Below are 15384 nucleotides of genomic sequence, written 5' to 3' on the forward strand. Positions count from 1 at the left end.
GGAGCGGCTATGCGTGTGTTGATTACCGGTGCCAATGGTTTTGTCGGCCGTGAGCTGGTGCGTTGCCTGCTGGCGCGGGGCAGCTTGCGCGGGCAGGCCATTGGCTCGTTGCTGGTACTGGACAGAGACTTGCAGGGCTTGCCGGATGACGCCCGTCTGCGCCGCCATTTCGGCAGTGTGACCGATCCGGCCTTGATGCGCCGGGTGTTGGCCGACGGCATCGACGTGGTGTTCCATCTGGTCAGCATTCCCGGTGGCGCAGCAGAAGAACAGTACGAACTCGGTTACCAGGTCAACCTGCTGGCCAGCTTGGAATTGCTCAACCAGCTGCGCAACAGAACCCAGCCGCCGGTCCTGGTGTATGCCAGCAGCGTCGCGGTGTATGGGGGGCATCTGCCGGAACGAATGAACGAGGCTGCCGAGCTGCGCCCCGAACTGTCCTATGGCACGCACAAGGCCATGGTGGAAAGCGCCGTGAGCGACCTTGCCCGGCGGGGCGATTTGGACGGTCGTGTGTTGCGCCTGCCGGGCATCGTCGCCCGGCCCCGCGAGCCCAATGGCTTGCGGTCAGCATTCATGAGCGACCTGATGCGAGCCTTTGCTGAAGATGAATCCTATCGCTGCCCGGTCTCGCCGGAGGCGACGGCCTGGTGGATGTCGGCCCGCTGCTGTGTGAACAACCTGATCCACGCTGCAGAGCTGGATGACGCCGCGTTGGGCGCGCAACGAGTTTGGCAGTTGCCGGTGCTGCATTTGTCTATCGCCCAGGTGATCGACGCATTGGCCGAGCGCTACGGGCAGGAGCGCCGCAACCTGATCAGCTATGCGCCCGACGCCCGACTGGAAGCGTTGTTCGGGCGCATGCCGCCCCTGAAAACACCGCAAGCGCGCGCCGCCGGTTTCAGCCATGACCGCAATGCTGCCGCGCTGGTCCGCAATGCCCTGAGCCCCGCCGCCCCCCGACACTTGCCCCTGACCGGAGAGACCCTTCATGTCACAGCCAAACAAGCCTAAACGTCGTCTCGTCGACCTCTCGGTCACCCTCGACAACAACCCCTACACCGATCCGCCGCCGTTGCTGCCGAAGATCGACTACATGGATCACCAGCAAGGCTGGCCGGAAATGGCCGCGATGTTCCCCGGCCTGCAACTCGAACAGATGCCGGGCAACGAGTCCTGGGCCGCCGAACGACTGCAGATCACCACCCACAGCGGCACGCACATGGATGCGCCCTGGCATTACGCCTCGACCACCGACGGCGGTCAGCCGGCGTTTGGCATCGATGAGCTACCGCTGGACTGGTGCTTGCAACCGGGGGTGAAGCTGGACTTTCGGCACATGGCGGATGGTCATGTGGTGACGGCCGACGAGATCGAATCCGAGCTGGCGCGAATTGGCCATCCATTGCAGCCGCTGGACATCGTGCTGATCAACACCCGTGCCGGCGCATTGTTCGGCCAGCCGGGGTATCTGGATGCCGGCGTCGGCATCGGCCGTGAAGCCACGATGTACCTGCTCGAGCGCGGGGTGCGGGTGGTCGGCACCGATGCCTGGAGCTGGGACGCGCCCTTCAAGTACACCCGCGAACGTTTTGCCGCCGACGGCGATGCCTCGATCATTTGGGAAGGGCACAAGGCCGGACGCGATATAGGTTATGGGCAAATGGAAAAACTCGCCAACCTGGAAACCTTGCCGGCCAGTGGATTTTTGGTGTCGTGTTTCCCCTACAAGATCAAGCATGCTTCGGCCGGGTTTGTTCGTGCGGTGGCGATCTTCGAAGAGTAAGCCGCGCTGGAAACCCTCCTCGATCACACAATAAGAGAGAACACATGCCTCTATTGCGTCTGCCTCAAACCTTACTGGCGACCGCGTTGGCACTGGGCAGCAGCCTGGCCATGGCGGCCAGCGCTGACTCGGCAAAGCCCAATATCCTGCTGATCGTGGCCGATGACCTGGGGTATTCCGACCTGGGCAGCTACGGCGGCGATATCAATACGCCCACCCTCGATCAATTGGCCAGGGACGGTTTGCAATTCACCAACCTATACGCCGCGCCGACCTGTTCGATCACCCGCTCGATGCTGATGTCCGGCACCGACAACCACCTCGCCGGCCTCGGCACCATGGCGGAAGCCCTGCAACCCTTTCAACGGGGCAAACCGGGGTACGAGGGCTATCTGAACCAACGCGCCTACTCGATTGCCGAACTGCTGAAACAGGGCGGCTACAGCACCCTCATGGTCGGCAAATGGCACCTAGGCCTGGAGGCGGACCAGGGACCGGATCAACGGGGTTTCGAGCAGTCGTTTACCTTGCTCGAGGGCGGTGCGTCGCACTTCAAACCCGCCACTGTCGACCCGGCCAAGATCGAGCAGGTGCACTACCGCGAAAACGGCAAGGCCGTGGAGTTGCCGGAGAATTTCTATTCCTCGGACTTCTACACCAACAAGTTGATCAGCTACCTGCAAAACAGCCAGAAGGACGGCAAGCCGTTTTTCGCCTACGCGGCGTTCACCTCTCCGCACTGGCCGCTGCAAGCACCCAAGGAGTACCTGGACAAATACAAGGGGCGCTTCGATCAGGGTTATGACAGCGTACGGCTGGCGCGGATCGAGCGGATGAAAAAGCTCGGCCTGATGGCGAGCGATGCCCAGCCGGCAAAACCCTTGCCGGTGAATCCCAAGCTGCCGGGCTGGGAGCAACTGAGCCCCGAGCAGCAACAGGTCGAGGCGCGGAAGATGGAAATCTATGCCGCCATGGTCGACAACCTCGACCATAACATTGGCCGCCTGGTCGATTACCTGCGGCAAAGTGGACGGTACGACAACACCCTGATCGTGTTCATGTCGGACAACGGCGCGGCGGGGGAGAATCACGCGCAGTTCTATCCACCGGGCGCGCACACCGACAACAGCTACGCCAACCTCGGGCAGAAAGGTTCCCAGATCGACTATGGGCCGCGTTGGGCCGAGGTCAGCGCCGCACCGTTCCACCTGTTCAAAGGCACCACCGCGGAAGGCGGCATCAGGGTGCCGGCGATCGTTCAGTTGCCCAAGTCACTGCGTCGCCAGGGTGTGGAACGTGGCGTTGCGCGGGTGGATGACCTGGCGCCGACCTTCCTGGAGCTGGCGGGTATCGAAGCGCCAACGGACGTGGGTAAACACCCGATTACCGGCAAATCCATGCTGCCGATGCTCGCCGGTAAAGGCAGCCCGCACAGCAACGACAGCCTGGCCGGCGAGCTGTTCGGCAATGCCTATTATCGCGAGGGAAACCTGAAACTGCTGGGCATGCGCCCGCAAGCAGGCTTTGGCGATAACGCCCAGCCGCCGCAATGGCAATTGTTCGATCTGGCCCAGGACCGCGGCGAAACCACCGACCTGGCGGCCGCCCAACCCGAGACGGTGCAGCGGCTCAAGGCTGCCTGGTTGAAGTATGCCGAGCGGGTCGGTGTGGTGTTTCCAGCGCATTGACCGGGTTGCCCTCATGCACCCGTACGGATGCATGAGGGCAGACGCTTTTCCTGACGGTCAGCCAAGCTGTTGCAAAACGGCACGCTGAAAGCCTACTCGGGCTACCCCCCACGGTATGCCGACCACCAACGCCGACTTGCTCGCTTTCGTCAGGAGTCAAGTAGCTGCAGGGGCAGGTGCACACATCTGTAGGAGCCGGCTTGCCGGCGAAGGCGGTGTGTCAGATGAAGGAGATGTTAGCTGTGCCGGCCTCTTCGCTGGCAAGCCAGCTCCTACAGTTTTGTCGGGTGTTGCCGGGATTTGCGTCTGGCGGTGATCCCTTGTAGGAGCCGGCTTGCCGGCGAAGGCGGTGTGTCAGATGAAGGAGATGTTAGCTGTGCCGGCCTCTTCGCTGGCAAGCCAGCGCCTACAGTTTTGTCGGGTGTTGCCAGGAATTGCGCCTGGCGGTGATCCCCTGTAGGAGCCGGCTTGCCGGCGAAGGCGGTGTGTCAGATGAAGGAGATGTTAGCTGTGCCGGCCTCATCGCTGGCAAGCCAGCGCCTACAGGTTTGTCGGGTGTTGCCGGGAATTGCGTCTGGCGGTGATCCCTTGTAGGAGCCGGCTTGCCGGTGAAGGCGGTGTGTCAGATGAAGGAGATGTTAGCTGTGCCGGCCTCTTCGCTGGCAAGCCAGCTCACAGGTTTGTTGGCCCACTCACGGGCGGCCGAATACGCACTGGTACTTTTGAAATCCCGATCCAGGTAGAAATTGCGAGCAGCCAGGAGGCGCAGGCGGCCGCCATGCCCAGGCCGTAAAGCCAGGGGCATTCGATTCGGTTATGCATGTGAGGTGTCCTGTTCTTGTTCTTGTGGTTAGACGGGTCAGGCGTTGGTGGCGGTGCTCAGGTGCAGTAGCCGCTGCGGTTTCAACAGCCACACGGCGAGGGCGGCGAGGACGAAGGACAGGGCAAACAGCAGGTAAAGTTCGGCGGGCTCCCACTGGGCATCGATCAACCGGCCCGCCACCAGCGGCGAGAGGATCGCGCCGGCGCGGCCGATGCCGATGCCCCAACCCAGGCCGGTGACGCGCTGGATGGCGCTGTAGATGCTCGGGGTCAGGGCATAGAGCCCGGCGACGCAGCCGTTGACGAAGATGCCGATCAGCAGGACGAGGGCGAAGGCCAGGTTCAGGTGGATGGTGAACTGCACGAAGATGGCCAGCAGTACTGCGTTGATCACCAGGTAAGCCATCAGTACCCGGGACAGACGAAAGCGTGCCGCCAGCAGGACGATCAGCGAAGTGCCGAGAATGCCGCCGACGTTGAGTAGTACGCCACCGGTGATGCCCTGCGTATTCGACAAACCGGCCGCAACCAGCAGCCTCGGCGTCCAGCTCATGACGAAATAGAAGCCGAACATCACCAGGAAGAAGGCGCACCAGACCAGCAGGGTCGAACGCAGCAGGGCCGGCGAGAACAGCTCTGCAAAGGTCGCTCGCAGCGGCTGCCTGGCATCCTGCCGCACCTCGGGCAACCGCTCTAGCGAGATGATCGACACGCGTTTGAGCAGCACATTGATGCGTTCCAGTGCACGTCGGGGTTGGCGAGACAGCAGGAACGCCAGGGACTCGGGCAACCACAGTGCGAGGATCGGCAAGGTCAGCAGCGTCGTTACACCGCCGTAGAAGAACACTGAGCGCCAACCCAGGGACGGGATGATCTGTGCCGCGATGAGGCCGCCGATCGTGGCGCCCAGTGCATAGGCCGTGGATTGCAGACTGATGGCCAGGCTGCGCCACTTCTTGCTGGCGTACTCTCCGGCTATCACGTAGCTGCTGGCCAGGATGCCACCGATGCCAAGCCCGGTGATCAGGCGCAGTGCGGCGAGCATTTGCGGGGAGGTCGCCCTGGATGAGACCAGCATGCCCAGCCCGGCAATGCCGACACACAGCAGGATCAGCGGCCGTCGCCCGATGCGGTCGGCCCAGGGGGCGATAAACAGCGAGCCGATCGCCATGCCGACCAGCCCGGCGCTGAGCAGGTAGCCGAGGTGAATGCCGGTCAGGCCCCAGTCGGCGGAAATGGAAGCCGCGGTGAATGCCATCACCAATACATCGAAGCCATCGAGCATGTTGATCAGAAAGCAGAGCGCAATCACACCCCACTGGAAGCTGACCATGGGTTTTTCGTCCAGCTGTTGCCCAATCGACTGGCTCATGGCATCAGTGGAGCATGCAAGGGCCCGGGAAATGCGCACGCACACTCAATCGGTACGCGTGCGCCGGCGACTTCAGGAAGTGGACTGGCGCAGTTGCTCGATGATGCGGCGGGCGCGATTGGCACCGACATCGACATGTATGTCGATCATCGGGCGTACGCCGAACCGGCACATGTTCCGGTACTGGGCTTCGATAACCTCCTTGTCTTCATCGAAGGTCAATATCGTCTGCTCAACCACCTTGGCCTTGATGGCTTCGGGATCGCTTTCGGGGTTGGTGGCGATGGTCCAGAAGTAATGACTGGTGGTGGCAGTCTCGGGTGTGACCCCGTGGAATCCGCGCATATGGAAACCACCGCGATCGGGGTCGTCCAGGTTGTCGGTACCGGCATCCACTGCGCCGGTCCAGATGCGCAGGTGACTGACGTGAAATTCGATTTCCTGCCAACGGTCCACGGTGCCTTTGAACGGGTAGGCGGCCGTGTAGGTGGGCGGTGGAACAGAGTCCGGCATGTGGCGCACGACCCGTACCACGTTGTCTTCACTTTCAACACTCATCCGGGCATTCATGTGGATGCTGGCGTTGCCACCGATGGTGTGCAGGTGGACATAACCCAGATGGCTCAAGTCCATGAGGTTGTCGTGAATCAGCTGATAAGGCGCGTTGTAGTGGTACACGCTACCGTCGAACAAGTATTTGCCGCTGCTGTGGACAGGGTAGGTCGGCGGCTTGCAGGTCGGCTCGGATTGAGCCTCGCTGCCAAACCAGATCCAGACGATCTGGTCCTGCTCGCGCACGTGATACGCGGGCACTTTGGCCTTGCTCGGAATCTTGTCCTGGCCAGGGATCTCGACGCATTTACCGCGCTCATCGAACAGCAGGCCGTGGTATCCGCAGCGAATACCGGTTTCCTCCAGCGTGCCGTTCGACAGTGGCAATGCCCTATGGCAGCAGCGGTCTTCCAGCGCAGCGACCTCGCCGCTGGTTTGGCGAAACAGCACGACCGGCTTGTTGAGCAGTGTCCGGCCCACGGGTTTGTCCTTCACTTCCCAACCCAGGGCAGCGACGTACCACTGGTCCAGGGGAAAGTCAGGCAAGGTCGGCGCTGGAATTTCTTCGGCAAGCGTCTGGATGTTCATGGGTATTCTCCAGGTTGATGTTGTTGTTCGATTCAGAGATCAAGAACCAGGCGTGATGATTTGGCGCGAGAGCAGCAGGGGGTAAACCGGTCGTTTGCGGCGTGTTCGGCCACTGTCAGAAACTGGTCCCGGTGCTCGGGTATGCCCTTCAGTACCCGGGTTACGCAGGTGCCACAGACGCCTTGCTCGCAAGATGACTCAATCTCGATACCGGCCTCGTCCAGCACTTCGAACACCGTGCGTTCGGCAGGAATGTGAAAAACCTGGCCGCTGCGTGCCAGTTCGACTTCGAAGGGTGCATTGGCGCTTTGATCGATAGGGTCTGCGGCGAAGAACTCTTTATGCACGCGGTCCTGCGACCAGCCAGCGTTCTGCGCAGCATCGAGGATGTAGTTCATGAAACCGGCCGGCCCGCACACATAAAGATGGGTACCGGCGTCAGGTGTGGCGAGAAAGGCTGACGCATCCAGCTTCTGGATTTGGGGGCCGCTATCGTCATGAAACTTTATGCGCCTGGCGAAAGGCGCGTGCGCAAGCATCGCCACGAACGCCGCCCGTTCGCTCGATCGAAAGCAGTAGTGCAACTCGAAGTCGGCCCCTTGATGCGATAGCTCATAGGCCATGGCCAACATGGGCGTGATACCGATACCACCGCCAAACAGCAGGTGTCGGTTGGCTGAGCGATCAAGCGGAAAAAGGTTGCGCGGAGTACTGATGGTGAGCGTTTGCCCTGACCGTACCAGCTCGTGCATGGCTCTGGAGCCGCCACGGGAATCCGGGTCCTTGAGCACGCTGATCAGGTAGCGATGGCGTTCCCTGGGATCGTTGCACAAGGAGTACTGCCGGATGAGGCCGTCGGCAATGTGAATGTCGATGTGGGCACCGGCTTCGAACGCCGGCAGCGTGCTGCCATCGGCGGCACTTAATTCGAAACTGCAGATGCCTTCGGCTTCGTCGGCTTTGCGGGTGACGTTGACTTGAAGCATGACTTGTCCCTCCACACTGAAGTGGCTGCTGAAAAAAACATGGGTTAGAGCATTGGCGGGGGGACGGGTCAGCCGGGCGCTGGCGCGTGATGGACGATCGTTGGCTTGAGCAAGGCGAAGGCGATGAGATTGAGGGAGTTCATGACCAGGACCTGATAATTATTTTTATGAGTCAGGGCGACGGCATATTATGCGGATCACCGCCCGTGACGTTCGGTAGAGAAATCCTCCGGTTATTTAGTTGCGGTGTCAACTAATATTCAAAGACCCCGCCGATCCAAGGTGTTCGCTCAATGTCCGCACAATCCCAACTGAACCTGACGCGTTACGTCCCTGCATTGTTGAATTTCCTGTCCAACAAGCTCTCTTCGGGGGCATCGCAGTGCTATCGCAAGCATTTCGGCATCGGTGTGGTCGAGTGGCGAATGCTCTCGATGCTCGCCGTGGAAAATGACATCACCGCCAATCGAATCTGCCAGACGATCGGCCTCGACAAGAGTGCGGTCAGCCGTTCACTGCAGTCGCTGGAAGTGGCCGGGCACATTTGCAGCCAGGTCGATTCGAAGGACGCCCGGCGCTACACCGTCAGCCTGACCGACAGCGGAAAAGCACTGCATGCCCGGGTACTCAAGGTGGCACTGGAACGCGAGCGGCGCCTGCTCAGTGGGCTCTCTGCCGCGGAAGTGGACACGCTGATCGAGCTGTTGGGCCGTATGCATGCCCAGGTATCCAACGTGAACGACTACGATCCGGTCGACGCTTGAGCCTGCGCATCCATACCTGAGGTTCCGCTCGCCTGTCGTGCAGGTATTGCGCCTGCCGATAGGTCGCATCCCGACAAGCGATTAGTCAACCCCCCTCTGTCACGGCAACCTGTGCCCGTCGTTTGGTCTGCCAAAAAAACAATAAGAGAGGGTTAGTTCGATGGCTATTCGCTCCATCGCCGCATCGCCGCGGGTGCCAGGTCTTTCCTGCCGATGACCAGCCACTTCCTCGGTGCCTTGTCGGTTCGCCTGAGTGTCGGCGGCAAGCTGTCGCTCGGCTTCGGGCTGGTGCTTGTCTGCACACTGGGCATGGCACTCAGCGCCTGGTATGCGGTGCAGGTCAGCCAGTCCAGCGCCACCCGTTTACGCGAGCTGGACCAACAGAAAGCCAGCCTTGCCCAGGCGCGGCTGGCGGAGAAAGACTTCGGTTTGCTGCCGTCAGCGCAGACCGCCGCGCAGGTCGGGCAAGCGTTAAGTCAGTTACGCGCAGGCGTGGGCGAGGACTTCGCACCTGCGCTCTCGGACGCCTCCGAGCGTTACCTGAAGGCGTTTCAAGCCTACGCCGAGGCGCGCCAGCAGGCGTTACAGGCGCGGCTGCGCATGCAAGTGCTGGCGCAGACGTCAGGGCAACGTTTCGGCGAGGTGTTCCTCGACCAACTGGACGATATCAACCTGAATCTCGAGCAGCAGCGGCTGCCCGACGCCCAGTCCATGCAGCAGCTGGAAGAGGCGGTGGCCTTACGCGAACGCCTGGCCAACCTGCGCGACAGCGAGCTGTCTTTTTCCCTGGACCCGCAGAAGCGCTACCAGGACGACTGGATCAACCGGGTCAGTGAGCTGGCGACGGCGTTGAATAGCCTCAATGCGCATCTCGACGGCGATCGGCATCGGGCACTGGATGAGGCCAGCGCCGCGCTCAGCGAATATCGACAGGCCTTCCTGGCTTATGCCGCCAGTGGCGAACAGGCCATGGCGCAACAGCTGAACATGTCGAGTTCGGCCGAGAACGTGACGACGCTGCTGGAAGACGAGCGCGTCCGCGCCGCGCAATCCTATGAATTGCTCCGCCAACATCTGCAGCTGCAACTGGCGGTGATGGTGCTGCTGGCGGTGGTGCTCAGCGTCGGTGCGTGCCTGTTGATCCGGCGCTCGATTGTCACCCCACTGAGGTCGATGCTCGAGCTGGCGCAACGGGTGGCAGCGGGGGACCTGCAAGAGCGTCCCGGGTTACTCGCTCGGCACGACGAGTTGGGCCAACTCGGCCACGCGATCGACCTGATGATGCAGGCGCTGCGCAACCTGGTGGGACGCATCGGCAGCGAAGTGCAACAGCTGGACGGTGCTGCCATCACCCTGGACGCCATGGTCGAGCGCACAGGGCAGGGCGTGCGGGCACAGCGCGAACAGGCCGCGCAGGTGGTGAAGTCCATGCAGCATATGACCTTGGCTGCGGCACAGGTGACCCGGCAAGTCGCAGACAACCAGAAAACCCTGGGCGCGACTTGCGAGCTGATCCATCAGGGCGACGACCTGGTACGCCAGGCCAGTCATAGCCTGCAGCGGTTGGCGCAGGAAATGACCAGCAGTGCCATCTCCATGCACCTGCTGGAACAAGAAAGCCAGGCCATCACCCGTGTGCTGGACGTGATCAGCGCCATCGCCGAGCAGACCAACTTGTTGGCCTTGAACGCGGCGATCGAGGCTGCCCGTGCCGGTGAGCAGGGGCGAGGTTTTGCAGTGGTCGCGGACGAAGTGCGGGCACTGGCCAGTCGTACGCGAGCGTCGACGGGAGAGATCGACAGAATGATTCAGCGTCTAGGGCAGGTGACCGCTGATACCGCCGCCAGCCTGTGTGACAGCCAGCGCCTGACCGTTGAGGGCGTTGATCTGACTACGCGCGCGAACCAGGTTCTGGACGCGATTACCGAGGCTATCTCGCGTGTCGAAAAAACCGGACAGTGCATCACCCAAGCGGCAGCGACCCAACAGGTCATCGTCTGCCGGGTCGATGCGGCCCTTGGTCAGGTGGACTTGGTGGTGGAGCAAAATGCCGAGGAGTGTGAGCGCCTGGAAATGGCCAATGGCAACCTGCAGCGCCTGAGCGCAAGCCTTGGTGAAGCAGTAGGAGCATTTCACGCAAGCACCTGAAAGCAGTGTGCCGGGCAAATCGGAGACTCTCTTCCAGCAACCGATGGCCGATGACCTTGTCATCTTTTTCGCGATCCTTCCACGACGGTGCCCTGTTGCTGACTGATGGGTTCTGGATGTGAACGAACCACTCGCCTGTGTCGATATCCGACACGGAGGCGGCGCGATCAGGTAATTGATTTGGCGGAGAAGCCGGGTAAGGTGGCGCATCTTTTTGTCGCGGTGCCCACAATGATAAGCCCCAGTTCCAAGGATTCGAACGGCCAATTGGCGCAGGGCTTCAAGCCTCGTCACGTCACCATGCTTTCCATCGCCGGCATCATCGGCGCCGGATTGTTCGTCGGGTCGGGGCACGCCATCGCGGCGGCTGGCCCGGCTGTCATGCTGGCCTATCTGTTTTCCGGCCTGCTGGTGGTGCTGGTCATGCGCATGCTCGGGGAAATGGCGGTGGCCAACCCCGATACCGGATCGTTCTCTACCTATGCCGACCAGGCCATCGGGCGCTGGGCCGGCTTTACCATCGGTTGGCTTTATTGGTGGTTCTGGGTCCTGGTGATTCCCATCGAAGCGTTGGCTGCCGGCCATGTGTTGCACCAATGGTTTCCCCAGGTCGATGCCTGGCTGTTCGCCCTGGGTTCGATCATTGCCCTGGTGGTGACCAACCTGTTCAGTGTGTCCAAGTACGGGGAGTTTGAATTCTGGTTCGCCATGGCCAAGGTCGTGGCGATCATCGGTTTTATCGCCTTGGGTTTCGCGGTGTTGATGGGCTGGATTCCCGAGCGCCAAGCCAGCGGCCTCAGCCAGCTGATGGCGGAACACGGTGGCTTCGCCCCCAACGGCCTGTCGGCGGTAGTCGGCGCCTTCATCACCATCATGTTCAGTTTCATTGGCACCGAAGCGGTGACCATTGCCGCCGCAGAATCCAACAACCCGGCACAGAACATCGCCAAGGCAACGCGTTCGGTGATCTGGCGCATCGGGGTGTTCTACGTGTTGTCGATTTTCGTGGTCATCTCCGTAGTGCCCTGGAATGATCCGCTGCTGGCTTCCGTGGGTTCCTACCAGCGCGCACTGGAAATCATGAATATTCCCCACGCCAAGTTCATGGTGGACGTGGTGGTGCTGATCGCCGTGGCCAGTTGCATGAACTCCTCGATCTACATTGCCTCGCGCATGCTGTACTCGCTGGGTCGTCGTGGCGATGCGCCGAAGGCGCTCAAGGCTACCTCCTCCGAAGGCGTACCGCGGGCAGCCGTCATCGCGAGCACCGTGCTGGGCGCCGTGATCACCGTATGGAGCTACTTCATGCCCGCCGGCCTGTTCGAGTTCCTGCTCGCCAGTTCCGGCGCCATTGCCTTGCTGGTGTACCTGGCCATTGCCGTGTCGCAGTTGCGCATGCGGCGCATGCTGCGCCGGCAGAAGGTTGAGCTGGCCTTTCGCATGTGGTTGTTCCCGTGGCTCACCTGGCTGGTCATCCTGTTCATCTGTGCAGCGTTGGCGGTGATGATGATCACCCCCGAACACCGTACCGAAGTGAGCGCGACCATCGGCCTGGCGTTGGCGATTTCCTTCATCGGCCTGGTGACATCCCGTGAGTCGGCGCAGGCCGCAAGGGCGACCTCGGTGGGATAGGTGGCCCAGGCTCTTACGTATGTGGCCGATGGTTAGGGTGGTGATACGGCCAGGAGGCTGCCGCACTATCTGCCGGTGTACCGTGTGAGGGGGCGGCCAGTTCCTCCAGGTGGGTGATGATGTCGTCCGGCTTGAGCACCAGTACATCGCTGTCCAGGGTGTCCAGGATCATCTCGGCGGTGTTGCCGATCAATGCGCCGGACAGTCCGGTGCGGGCCACGCTGCCGATCACCGTGAGCACGGCTTCGAGCTTGTGCGCGATGAACGGGATCAGCACATCGGCAGGACCTTCCTCGATATGCAGGCGATCATCGCTGACGTCGAATTCGGCCTGGAATGTCTGGCACAGTTCGCGATAGAGCGCCTGAATGCTTTCCTTGAGTTGGAATACGGTGTCGGTCGCCGACAGCATGGGGTAGGGGTGGGCGCTCATCATGTGCAAAGTGCCGCCGGCCAGTGTGGCGATGTCATAGCCGTGGCTGACGATGCCGGAATGCAGGACGCGATGCTCCATGTCACTGCTGCCAGCATCGATTGCCGCGAGAATGGCACCACCGGTCCAAGGCCTTGCGCTTTTTACGATAAGCACCGGGCTGGGGCAGTACCGCAGCAGCTTCCAGTCCTCGGGGGTGAGCAGGGCCTTCATCAGCGGGGATTCGGGCAGGTGCTGCTTGATCACCAGGCCGCAGTCTTGCGCTTGTTGGGCCGCGATGATGGTCTTGTGTGAACTGCCATGCCAGGCCTGTTCGGTGCTGACGCTGTAACCTTCCTGTACCAGCTCGCCTTGCATGTCGTTCAAGCAGGAGGAATGCTGGTTGCCCTTGTCGCAGGCCAGCAGGTGCAGGTGCGACTGGGTGGCGCTGGCAATCATTTTGGCTCTGTTGAGGGTCAGGTCGTTGGACCGCTGCGAATCCACCACCACCAAGGTGTTGCGAATGGTGTTCATGAGCGTCTTCCTGTGCGTGTGTACAGTTTTTAGGTGGGGCGGTGGCATGGGCGTTTTTTGGCCTATGCCGTTTCGGGTCGGTTGTATGCGTTGGGCCAACCCTTGTCCGCCCGTCAACCGGAAGCTCACTTACCGACTTCATGCACGCGACAGCGACTATCGAATCCTGCCTGCCCAGTCCGATTGTTGACGCTCGAATCGAGCGAGCAGTAATTACCGCAGTGGCTGCTGATCGCTCATGCAACTGCGCAAGTTGACTCCATATCACTGGCGCTGTTCTTCCATGGCATCTATATTAAGTTGTAACGCGGCCGATACACTCGGTGCCGAATGACCTGCGTTAGTTCCTGTTGGTTGCGTTGCTGGCAATGAAGCGCTTGAGCGTGTGCTGCGTTCAATGCCATGCCTGTCTGCGCCTATCCGCCCGCGCCAATATAACGCGCAGAGGAATACCTCCAAACTTGGTGAAATAAATCGAGTTGCTTCATTGCGCGTTTCTTGCGCGCTCAACTCAATTGCTAAGTATGCGGGGTATTCTGTTTAAAGTTCAGTTTGTCCGTCGATTGAGTTAGTTGATTTTCACCTAAAGGCCCTCCGGGCAAACCCTATTTGATCTGATGAGAACGCGCCGTTTTGCAGATGTTCGCACTGGACTCGCTCATCCCGCAGCCCTGCCATACTGTTGAACATGACCAGCGCAACCTTCCGCTTCTACGAGGAGCTCAACGATTTCCTGCCGGCCGAGCGGCGGCGGCAGTCATTCACCTGCGAGTGCGCGCGAGGGGCGACGGTCAAGCACATGATCGAGGCGCTCGGAATACCGCACACGGAGGTCGAGTTGGTGCTGCTCAACGGCGAGTCGGTGGGCCTGGACCGGGTGATCTTCGACGGTGACCGGCTGGCGGTGTACCCCAAGTTCGAAACGCTGGATATCAGCCCGCTGCTGAAGGTGCGTGCGCAACCTTTACGGGTGCTGCGCTTCGTCGCGGATGCGCACCTGGGCGGGCTGGCCAGCCTTTTACGCATGAGCGGCTTCGACACGCTTTACGACAATGGCTTCGAGGATGGCGAGATCGCCGAGATCGCCGCAACGCAAGGGCGCATCGTGCTGACCCGCGACCGCGAACTGCTCAAGCGGAGGATCATCAGCCACGGCTGTTACGTGCATGCCCTGAAACCATCGCTGCAGCTGCGTGAAATGTACGAGCGCCTGGACCTGGCGCGTAGTGCGCGACCCTTCAGCCTGTGCCTGCATTGCAACCTGCCGCTGCACGAAATCAGCGCGCAACTGGCCCGTTTGCAGGTGCCACCACAGGTTGGCGCGCTCTATTCGCACTTCATGCGCTGCGACGGTTGCCAACGAATTTACTGGGAGGGTTCGCACTGGCGCGGCATGTGTGCGCTGCTGGCACCCTTGCTGGACCGATAGATGATCTTGCAGGGCAGGTGAACACTTTTGCGCTGCTATGCTGATGACATCTGTATCCATACTCGAGATGAGTAGCATGGCAGCACAAGGCAAGCATTCCCCGCTCATGTTCAAGGCCATGGCCTACCCGGCTGCAATTTTCCTTGTCGTCGTGGCTGGCATGACGCTGCTCGACACTTACTTCGACTTGACGTTGTTGGCAGTCACCACGGGCTGGCTGCTATTTTTTTGGGATTGGCTTTTGCTGGAAACGCCAATGCCCAATTGGTCGCTGCTGATGATCATCGCGATTTTAATCGGTACGCTGTCCGTAGCGATTTACTACGCCCGCATCACGGATGGCATTGACGGCGAGTTACATGAAATAGAGCGAAAAGTTTACAAAAAGAACAACCCTCAGTTTCCACGGCTGACGGAAAACCAAACGCTGTTGATGGAAGCCCTGGCCTATCATGCGAACTTTCGCAAAGTCGCAAATCTAGACTCGGTCTGCAAGCTTGTCTCCCTCAGCACGCTGGAAGTCGAAACCGGTCTGAAGCAACTCCAGGCCAAACGTCTTGTGAAGCAAAAAGTGACCAGGGGTACGTTCGGCGCCACCATTTTTGAACTGACCCTGGCCGGCAAGGATTATGCGCTGGAGCGATTTGAGCTGACGTAGCAGCATTCCACCC

General features: G+C 60.8%; 12 protein-coding genes and 2 pseudogenes. 10 read left to right on the forward strand and 4 right to left on the reverse strand.

Annotated features, from left to right (window positions below; translation table 11 throughout):
* Nucleotides 1–9 precede the first annotated feature (9 nt).
* The 4 genes and pseudogenes from ACIO0C_RS08490 to ACIO0C_RS08505 all read left to right on the forward strand — a co-directional run.
* On the forward strand, nt 10–1014 hold the full coding sequence (locus ACIO0C_RS08490; protein WP_401310245.1) for an NAD-dependent epimerase/dehydratase family protein: 1005 nt from the start codon (nt 10–12) through the stop codon (nt 1012–1014).
* Entirely contained in the window at nt 992–1786 is a 795-nt protein-coding gene (locus ACIO0C_RS08495; protein WP_401310247.1) for a cyclase family protein, read from the forward strand. Before ACIO0C_RS08490 ends, ACIO0C_RS08495 begins: the two co-directional genes overlap by 23 nt.
* A 44-nt stretch (nt 1787–1830) precedes the next feature.
* Nucleotides 1831–3474: an arylsulfatase gene (locus ACIO0C_RS08500; protein ID WP_401310250.1), complete on the forward strand. Its 1644-nt coding sequence runs from the start codon at nt 1831–1833 to the stop codon at nt 3472–3474.
* Nucleotides 3475–3531: 57 nt separating this feature from the next.
* A pseudogene (locus ACIO0C_RS08505) lies at nt 3532–3628 on the forward strand (alpha/beta hydrolase); the annotation flags it as partial.
* Between the two features lie 705 nt (nt 3629–4333).
* On the opposite strand, the gene ACIO0C_RS08510 reads toward ACIO0C_RS08505, so the two are convergent.
* The 3 genes from ACIO0C_RS08510 to ACIO0C_RS08520 form a co-directional block, all read right to left on the reverse strand.
* On the reverse strand, nt 4334–5668 hold the full coding sequence (locus ACIO0C_RS08510) for an MFS transporter (RefSeq protein WP_401310253.1): 1335 nt from the start codon (nt 5666–5668) through the stop codon (nt 4334–4336).
* Nucleotides 5669–5740: 72 nt separating this feature from the next.
* Nucleotides 5741–6808: a Rieske 2Fe-2S domain-containing protein gene (locus ACIO0C_RS08515; RefSeq protein ID WP_401310256.1), complete on the reverse strand. Its 1068-nt coding sequence runs from the start codon at nt 6806–6808 to the stop codon at nt 5741–5743.
* Between the two features lie 32 nt (nt 6809–6840).
* The gene (locus ACIO0C_RS08520; RefSeq protein ID WP_401310259.1) at nt 6841–7794 is read right to left on the reverse strand and encodes a PDR/VanB family oxidoreductase; all 954 of its coding nucleotides are present in this window, start codon (nt 7792–7794) and stop codon (nt 6841–6843) included.
* 293 nt (nt 7795–8087) lie between these two features.
* Between ACIO0C_RS08520 and ACIO0C_RS08525 the strand changes: the two genes are divergently transcribed.
* The 4 genes and pseudogenes from ACIO0C_RS08525 to gabP all read left to right on the forward strand — a co-directional run bounded on the left by ACIO0C_RS08525 (nt 8088) and on the right by gabP (nt 12338).
* The gene (locus ACIO0C_RS08525; protein WP_401310262.1) at nt 8088–8558 is read left to right on the forward strand and encodes a MarR family winged helix-turn-helix transcriptional regulator; all 471 of its coding nucleotides are present in this window, start codon (nt 8088–8090) and stop codon (nt 8556–8558) included.
* Nucleotides 8559–9653: 1095 nt separating this feature from the next.
* A pseudogene (locus ACIO0C_RS08530) lies at nt 9654–9842 on the forward strand (HAMP domain-containing protein); the annotation flags it as partial.
* 78 nt (nt 9843–9920) lie between these two features.
* Nucleotides 9921–10706: a methyl-accepting chemotaxis protein gene (locus ACIO0C_RS08535; RefSeq protein WP_401310323.1), complete on the forward strand. Its 786-nt coding sequence runs from the start codon at nt 9921–9923 to the stop codon at nt 10704–10706.
* A gap of 231 nt (nt 10707–10937) precedes the next feature.
* Nucleotides 10938–12338: a GABA permease gene (gene gabP / locus ACIO0C_RS08540; protein ID WP_401310265.1), complete on the forward strand. Its 1401-nt coding sequence runs from the start codon at nt 10938–10940 to the stop codon at nt 12336–12338.
* Nucleotides 12339–12351: 13 nt separating this feature from the next.
* Here the strand turns inward: gabP and ACIO0C_RS08545 are convergent, their stop codons facing one another.
* Complete coding sequence (locus ACIO0C_RS08545) at nt 12352–13284, reverse strand: universal stress protein (protein WP_401310268.1); 933 nt, start codon at nt 13282–13284, stop codon at nt 12352–12354.
* A 688-nt stretch (nt 13285–13972) separates the two neighbouring features.
* Between ACIO0C_RS08545 and ACIO0C_RS08550 the strand changes: the two genes are divergently transcribed.
* Both ACIO0C_RS08550 and ACIO0C_RS08555 read left to right on the forward strand, forming a co-directional pair.
* Nucleotides 13973–14713, forward strand: a complete 741-nt coding sequence (locus ACIO0C_RS08550) for a Mut7-C RNAse domain-containing protein (RefSeq protein ID WP_401310271.1) — start codon at nt 13973–13975, stop codon at nt 14711–14713.
* 76 nt (nt 14714–14789) lie between these two features.
* The gene (locus tag ACIO0C_RS08555; RefSeq protein WP_401310274.1) at nt 14790–15371 is read left to right on the forward strand and encodes a hypothetical protein; all 582 of its coding nucleotides are present in this window, start codon (nt 14790–14792) and stop codon (nt 15369–15371) included.
* Nucleotides 15372–15384: the final 13 nt, after the last annotated feature.

Source organism: Pseudomonas sp. NPDC087336, from assembly GCF_044744285.1.
Lineage (GTDB): Bacteria > Pseudomonadota > Gammaproteobacteria > Pseudomonadales > Pseudomonadaceae > Aquipseudomonas.